The organism is Streptomyces sp. WZ.A104 (genome assembly GCF_002382885.1).
GTDB lineage: Bacteria > Actinomycetota > Actinomycetes > Streptomycetales > Streptomycetaceae > Streptomyces.
Genome location: NZ_NWVL01000138.1, coordinates 1 through 7,821 on the forward strand (window position 1 = coordinate 1; position 7,821 = coordinate 7,821).

A 7,821-nucleotide genomic window follows, 5' to 3' on the forward strand; every position below is an offset into this window, starting at 1 on the left:
CCCCCCGGCGCGCCGCCCACGCCCCGCCCCGGGGCGCACCACCGCACGCGGCCGGGCGCCGCGCTCCCTGCGGTTGGGCAGCCCGCGCCCCCGGCTGCGGCTGGTCAGCCTCGGGCTGACGCTGGTCATGCTGGCCTTCGTGGCCCGGCTGCTCCAGGTCCAGGCCGTCGACGCCAGTGCGTACGCGGCCAAGGCCGAGAAGAACCGGTACTGGGAGTACACGGTCGCCGCCGAGCGCGGGGAGATCACCGACCGCAACGGCATCGCGCTCGCCACCAGCGTCGACGCGCACAACATCACGGCCGACCCCAAGATGTTCACGCCCAAGGACAGCGGGGCCCCCGACGCCCCCCAGCAGGCGGCCGCCCTGCTCGCCCCGATCCTCGGCAAGGACGCCGACGAGCTGGCCGAGAAGCTCTCCGCGCCGAAGAGCCGCTACACCGTCCTGGCCCACCGGCAGACGCCCCAGGTCTGGAAGCAGATCAAGGACCTCAAGGCCGCATTCGCCGAGAAGGCCGCCGAGGACAAGGCGAACGGCGGCCCGGGAGCCAATGTCCTGGCCGGGGTCTTCCAGGAGCCGACCACCAAGAGGGTCTACCCCAACGGGGATCTCGCCGCCGGGATACTGGGATTCGTCAGCGCCGACGGCAAGGGCGGCGGGGGCCTGGAATCGCAGCTGAACAAGGAGCTCGCGGGCGAGGACGGCAAGATCCGCTACGCCCAGGCCGGCGGCCGCCACGTCCCCACCGCGGGCACCCGAGAGATCCCGGCCGTGCCCGGCTCCGACATCGAGCTGACCATCGACCGCGACATCCAGTGGGCCGCCCAGAAGGCCATCAGCGACCAGGTCGAGAAGTCCAAGGCCGACCGTGGCTACGTCATCGTGCAGAACACTCGGACCGGCGAGCTGCTGGCCATGGCCAACGCCCCCGGCTACGACCCCAACGACCTCTCCCAGGTGACCTCCGCCTCCCTGGGCAACGCCGCCCTCCAGGACGTGTACGAGCCCGGCTCCACCAGCAAGGTCATGTCCATGGCCGCCGTGCTGGAGGAGAAGGCCGCCACGCCCGGCACCCATGTCACCGTGCCCAACCGGCTGCACCGCGGCGACCGGCTCTTCAAGGACGACGTCGACCACCCCACCTGGTACCTGACGCTCAACGGGGTCCTCGCCAAGTCCAGCAACATCGGGACCATCCTGGCGACCGGTCAGCTCGGCAAGACCCAGGCCGAGTCCAACCAGGTCCTCTACGACTACCTGCGCAAGTTCGGCCTCGGCTCCAAGACGGGCCTCGGCTACCCCGGCGAGTCGCCCGGCCTCCTCGCCCACCCCAAGGACTGGTCGACCTCGCAGCAGTACACGATCCCCTTCGGCCAGGGGCTCTCCATCAACGCCGTCCAGGCCGCCTCGGTCTACTCCACGGTTGCCAACGGCGGCGTCCGGATCGCCCCCACCCTGGTACGCGGAACCAAGGGCTCCGACGGCCGCTTCACCCCCGCCGAGGCCCCCGAGGAGACCCGGGTGGTCAGCGAGAAGACCGCCAAAACCCTGTCGACGATGCTGGAGTCGGTCGTCGAGGACGAGGAGGGCACCGGCACCAAGGCCGCGATCCCCGGCTACCGGGTCGCGGGCAAGACCGGCACCGCCAACCGGGTCGATCCGGTCCTCGGTGTCTACAAGGGCTACACCGCCTCCTTCGCCGGCTTCGCCCCGGCCGACAACCCGCAGGTCACCGTGTACTGCGCGATCCAGAACCCCACCAAGGGCAGCTACTTCGGCGGCCAGATCTGCGGCCCGATCTACAAGCAGGTCATGGAGTTCGCACTCAAGACGCTCCAGACCCCACCGTCCGGCAGCGAGCCGCCCCGGCTGCCGGTGTCCTTCAAGCCCGGCGAGTGAACACGGGGATGCGCGAGCATCTCCTCCAAGGGAACCCTCAGTGACAACCATCACCCCCGATCCCGGGAACCGGAACGAGAACCACCGGAACCCGGGTCCCTCGCTTCGCGAGACGCCGCACCGGCCCGGTACGCTCACCGCCGTGCCCCACGCTGATCAGTCCCAAACCACCCAGAAGGACGCGCCTGTGACCTATCCGGGAGCGCCCCGACCGGACCGGCTCCGGCCCACCCCCCTCGGCGAGCTGGCCGGCCGGCTCGGCATCGAAGCACCGGCCTCCGGTGAGGCCACCGGCATCACGCACGACTCACGGGCCGTGCGTCCCGGTGACGTGTACGCGGCCCTGCCCGGCGCCCGCTTCCACGGCGCCGACTTCGCCGCCCAGGCCGCGGGCCTCGGCGCCGCCGCCGTCCTCACCGACCCCGCGGGCGCCGAACGCGCCGCCGCCACCGGCCTGCCGGTCCTGGTCGCCGAGAGCCCGCGCGCCGTCATGGGTGAGCTGGCCGCCGACATCTACGGGCGGCCCGGCATCGGTCTCCTCCAGATCGGCATCACCGGCACCTCGGGCAAGACCACCACCGCGTACCTGGTCGAGGGCGGACTGCGCGCCGCCGGACGCCCCACCGGACTGATCGGCACCGTCGAGATGCGCATCGGCGACGAGCGCATCAAGTCCGAGCGCACCACCCCCGAAGCCACCGACCTCCAGGCCCTGTTCGCCGTCATGCGCGAGCGCGGTGTCGAGGCCGTCGCGATGGAGGTCTCCAGCCACGCCCTGGTGCTCGGCCGGGTCGACGGCTGCGTCTTCGACGTCGCCGTCTTCAACAACCTCAGCCCGGAGCACATGGAGTTCCACTCCGGCATGGAGGACTACTTCCAGGCCAAGGCCCAGCTCTTCACCCCCGAGCGCAGCCACCGCGGCGTGGTGAACTTCGACGACGAGTACGGCCGCAGGCTCATCACCGAGTCCGGCGTCCCGGTCACCAGCTTCTCGGCCGAGGGCCACCCCGACGCCGACTGGCACGCCGAGGACGTCGAGGTCGGCCCGCAGGACAGCACCTTCACCGCAGTCGGCCCGAAGGGCGAGCGGATCGCCGCCCGCGCCCCGCTGCCCGGCCCGTTCAACGTCGCCAACACCCTCGCCGCGATCGTCACGCTGGCCGTCGCGGGCGTCGACCCGCAGACCGCCGCCGACGGCGTCGCCGCCGTCCCCGGCGTGCCCGGGCGACTGGAGCGGGTGGACGCCGGACAGCCCTACCTCGCCGTCGTCGACTACGCGCACAAGACCGACGCCGTCGAGTCGGTGCTCCGCTCCCTGCGCAAGGTCACCGAGGGCCGGGTGCACATCGTCCTCGGCTGCGGAGGCGACCGCGACACCACCAAACGCGGCCCGATGGGCGCAGCCGCCGCCCGTCTCGCCGACACCGCCGTACTGACCTCCGACAACCCCCGCTCCGAGGACCCCCTCGCGATTCTCGCCGCCATGCTCTCCGGCGCCGCCGAAGTGCCCGTCCACGAGCGCGGCGACGTCCTGGTCGACGCCGACCGGGCCTCGGCGATCGCCGCCGCCGTCGCCCGCGCCGAACCGGGCGACACCGTCCTCGTCGCGGGCAAGGGCCACGAGCAGGGCCAGGACATCCACGGAGTCGTACGCCCCTTCGACGACCGCAAGGTCCTGCACGCAGCCATCGAGCGGTCCCAGGCGCGCACCGGCGCCGCGGACCGTGCCCCTCACCACGAGAACAACAGTCAGGGATGACCAAGTGATCACCCTTTCCCTCGCCGAGATCGCCGGAATCGTCGGCGGGCAGCCGCACGACATACCGGACCCGGCAGTCACCGTGACCGGACCCGTCGTCATCGACTCCCGCGAGGTCGTGTCCGGCAGCCTGTTCGCCGCGTTCGCCGGCGATCGGGTCGACGGCCACGACTACGCGCAGCGCGCCGTCGAGGCGGGCGCGGCAGCCGTCCTGGCCGCCCGCCCCGTCGGTGTTCCGGCGATCGTCGTGGACGACGTCGTCGCCGCACTCGGCGCGCTCGCCCGTACCGTCGTGGAACGCCTCGGCACCACCGTCGTCGGCCTCACCGGCTCCGCGGGCAAGACGTCCACCAAGGACCTGATCGCCCAGCTCCTTCAGCGCAAGGCCCCCACGGTCTGGACGCCCGGCTCCCTCAACAACGAGATCGGCCTTCCTCTCACGGCCCTGAGCGCCACCGCCGAGACCGAGCACCTGGTCCTTGAGATGGGCGCCCGCGGTATCGGGCACATCCGATACCTGGCCGAGCTGACCCCGCCCCGCATCGGTCTGGTCCTCAACGTCGGCTCCGCCCACCTCGGCGAGTTCGGCAGCCGCGAGGCCATCGCCCAGGCCAAGGGCGAGCTGGTCGAGGTCCTCCCCGAGGACGGCTGTGCCGTGCTCAACGCCGACGACCCCCTCGTACGCGCGATGGCCTCGCGCACCAAGGCCCGTGTCCTGCTCTTCGGAGAAGCCCCGGAAGCGGACGTACGGGGCGAGAAGGTCCGGATGACCGCCGACGGGCGGCCCGCTTTCCAGCTCCACACACCCACCGGGTGCAGCGACGTGACCTTGCGCCTGTACGGTGAGCACCACGTGTCGAACGCGCTCGCCGCGGCCGCCGTCGCCCATGAGTTGGGCATGTCCGTGACCGAGATCGCCGAGGCGCTCTCGGAGGCGGGCACCCTCTCCCGCTGGCGCATGGAGGTCACCGAGCGCGGGGACGGTGTGACGGTTGTCAACGACGCCTACAACGCGAACCCCGAATCCATGAGAGCCGCACTGCGTGCGCTGGCTGCCATGGGCCAGGCCCGAGCGGCCGACGGGGGGCGCACCTGGGCGGTGCTCGGTCAGATGGCCGAGCTCGGTGACGCGTCGCTCGCCGAGCACGACGCGGTCGGACGGCTCGCCGTCCGGCTCAACGTCAGCAAGCTCGTCGCTGTCGGGGGGAGAGAAGCCTCCTGGCTGCAACTGGGCGCATATAACGAGGGTTCGTGGGGTGAGGAGTCGGTGCACGTGTCCGACGCACAGGCGGCCGTCGACCTGCTGCGCAGTGAACTGCGCCCGGGAGACGTCGTGCTGGTGAAGGCGTCCCGGTCGGTCGGTCTGGAGAAGGTCGCCCTGGCACTGCTGGAGAACTCGACCGAGGGCGAGGTCGCCGGCCGATGAGGCAGATCCTCTTCGCGGGGGCCATCGGGCTCTTCCTGACCCTGGTCGGTACCCCGCTGCTGATCAAACTGCTGGCCCGCAAGGGGTACGGGCAGTTCATCCGGGACGACGGCCCGCGCACGCACGGCAGCAAGAAGGGCACGCCCACGATGGGCGGCATCGCCTTCATCCTGGCGACGATCATCGCGTACATCCTCGCGAAGGTCATCACGGGTGAGCCGATGAGCTTCTCCGGGGCCCTCGTCCTGTTCCTGATGGCCGGGATGGGCCTCGTCGGCTTCCTCGACGACTACATCAAGATCGTCAAGCAGCGGTCGCTCGGTCTGCGGGCCAAGGCGAAGATGGCCGGCCAGCTGATCGTCGGTATCGCCTTCGCCGTGCTCTCGCTCCAGTTCGCGGACTCCCGGGGCAACACCCCCGCCTCCACCCACCTCTCCTTCGTGGAGGACTTCGGCTGGTCGATCGGCCCGGTGCTGTTCTGCGTCTGGGCACTGTTCATGATCCTCGCCATGTCCAACGGCGTGAACCTCACGGACGGTCTGGACGGTCTGGCCACCGGTGCCTCGGTGATGGTCTTCGGCGCCTACACCTTCATCGGCCTCTGGCAGTTCCAGGAGTCCTGCGCCAACGCGGCCAACCTGACCAACCCGAGCGCCTGTTTCGAGGTACGCGACCCACTCGACCTCGCCGTCGTCGCCTCCGCCCTGATGGGCGCCTGCTTCGGCTTCCTGTGGTGGAACACCTCGCCCGCCAAGATCTTCATGGGCGACACCGGTTCGCTCGCCCTCGGCGGAGCCCTCGCGGGCCTCGCGATCCTGTCCCGCACCGAGTTCCTGCTCGCCATCCTCGGCGGCCTCTTCGTGATGATCACCATGTCCGTGGTCATCCAGGTCGGTTCGTTCAAGATGACCGGCAAGCGGGTCTTCCGGATGGCGCCGCTCCAGCACCACTTCGAACTCAAGGGGTGGTCCGAAGTCCTTGTCGTGGTCCGCTTCTGGATCATCCAGGGCATGTGCGTGATCGTCGGCCTCGGCCTCTTCTACGCGGGATGGGCAGCCAAGAAGTGAGCTCCGTGGACTGGCAGGGCAAGAACGTCACCGTCGCCGGGCTCGGCGTCAGCGGCATCCCCGCGGCCCGCGCCCTCAACGAGCGCGGCGCGCGCGTCACCGTCGTCAACGACGGCGACGACGACCGCGCCCGTGCGCAGGCGGCCGAACTGGAGGCGCTCGGCATCACCGTGCGCCTCGGCGACGGCGCCACCCTGCCGCCGTCCACGGACCTCGTCGTCACCGCCCCCGGCTGGCAGCCGGACAAGCCGCTCTTCCTGGCTGCCGCCGAGGCGGGCGTCCCGGTCTGGGGCGATGTCGAACTGGCCTGGCGACTGCGCGGCTCAGGCGGCCGGAAGCCCGCACCCTGGCTGGCGGTCACCGGCACCAACGGCAAGACCACCACCGTACGGATGCTGGCCTCGATCCTCGAAGCGGCGGGCCTGCGCACCGCGGCCGTCGGCAACATCGGCGTATCGCTGCTGGACGCCGTGCTCGGCGATCAGGAGTACGACGTCCTCGCCGTCGAACTCTCCAGCTACCAGCTGCACTGGGCGCCCTCCCTGCGCGCCCACTCCGCGGCCGTCCTCAACCTGGCCCCCGACCACCTCGACTGGCACGGCTCGATGGCGGCGTACGCCGCCGACAAGGGGCGCGTCTACGAGGGCAACACGGTCGCCTGCGTCTACAACGCGGCCGACCCGGCCACCGAGGACCTGGTCCGCGAGGCCGACGTCGAGGAGGGCTGCCGGGCCATCGGCTTCACCCTCGGCGCCCCCGGCCCCTCGCAGCTCGGCGTGGTCGACGGCATCCTCGTCGACCGGGCGTTCGTCGCCAACCGGCACAAGCAGGCCCAGGAGCTCGCCGAGGTCTCCGACGTCCACCCGCCGGCCCCGCACAACATCGCCAACGCGCTGGCCGCCGCCGCCCTCGCCCGCGCCTTCGGCGTGGAGGCGGCCGCCGTACGCGACGGACTGCGGGCCTTCCGCCCGGACGCCCACCGCATCGAACACATCGCGGACATCGGGGAGGTGGCCTACGTCGACGACTCCAAGGCCACCAACACCCATGCGGCGGAGGCCTCCCTCGCCGCCTACGACTCCGTCGTCTGGATCGCCGGGGGCCTCGCCAAGGGCGCGGCCTTCGACGCGCTGGTGACCGGCGCCGCGAAGCGGCTGCGCGGGGCCGTACTGATGGGCGCCGACCGGGCCCTGATCCGCGAAGCCCTGACGCGACACGCCCCCGAAGTCCCGGTGGTCGACCTCGAACGGACCGACACTGGGGCGATGTCCGAAGCGGTCGCGCAGGCGGCCGCGCTCGCCCGGCCGGGCGATACGGTACTGCTGGCCCCGGCCTGTGCCTCGATGGACATGTTCACCAACTACAACAAGCGGGGCGAGGCGTTCGCGGACGCCGTCCGCGCGCGCGCCGACGAGAGCGCCTGACCGACCGGGCCTCCGCGCCCGGGGCCGCGGCCCCGGGCACGAGCAGTGGAGGGGACAGCGACCATGCCGGCCGACGAGAGATCCGCCGTACGGCGGATGCGCACACGGGCGTCCGTTCCCCGCCCCCTCGCCGTGGCGCTGCCGCTGCCCCCCGGGCTCGCCCTGCGCGGACGCCTCGCCACCGGCGCCCGGCGTCCCGAGACGGCCCGCGGCTCCGCACGCGGCGGCTCGGGCCCCCGCACCCC

The 7,821-nt window shown here is 71.7% G+C and carries 5 protein-coding genes and 1 pseudogene; all 6 read left to right on the forward strand.

All coding sequences use genetic code 11. The features are described from left to right. On the forward strand, window positions 1-1,900 hold a 1,900-nt coding region (locus CIB93_RS36275), incomplete at its 5' end, for a penicillin-binding protein 2 (protein WP_306454837.1). Between the two features lie 40 nt (window positions 1,901-1,940). Then, entirely contained in the window at window positions 1,941-3,659 is a 1,719-nt protein-coding gene (locus tag CIB93_RS36280) for a UDP-N-acetylmuramoyl-L-alanyl-D-glutamate--2,6-diaminopimelate ligase (protein ID WP_096633041.1), read from the forward strand. A gap of 4 nt (window positions 3,660-3,663) precedes the next feature. Continuing rightward, entirely contained in the window at window positions 3,664-5,085 is a 1,422-nt protein-coding gene (gene murF, locus CIB93_RS36285; RefSeq protein WP_096633042.1) for a UDP-N-acetylmuramoyl-tripeptide--D-alanyl-D-alanine ligase, read from the forward strand. After that, complete coding sequence (gene mraY, locus CIB93_RS36290; protein WP_096633043.1) at window positions 5,082-6,152, forward strand: phospho-N-acetylmuramoyl-pentapeptide-transferase; 1,071 nt, start codon at window positions 5,082-5,084, stop codon at window positions 6,150-6,152. The genes murF and mraY overlap by 4 nt, the downstream gene beginning before the upstream one ends. After that, window positions 6,134-7,576, forward strand: a complete 1,443-nt coding sequence (murD, locus tag CIB93_RS36295) for a UDP-N-acetylmuramoyl-L-alanine--D-glutamate ligase (RefSeq protein ID WP_179500369.1) — start codon at window positions 6,134-6,136, stop codon at window positions 7,574-7,576. The genes mraY and murD overlap by 19 nt, the downstream gene beginning before the upstream one ends. 63 nt (window positions 7,577-7,639) lie before the next feature. After that, window positions 7,640-7,821, forward strand: a pseudogene (locus tag CIB93_RS36300) (putative lipid II flippase FtsW); the annotation flags it as partial.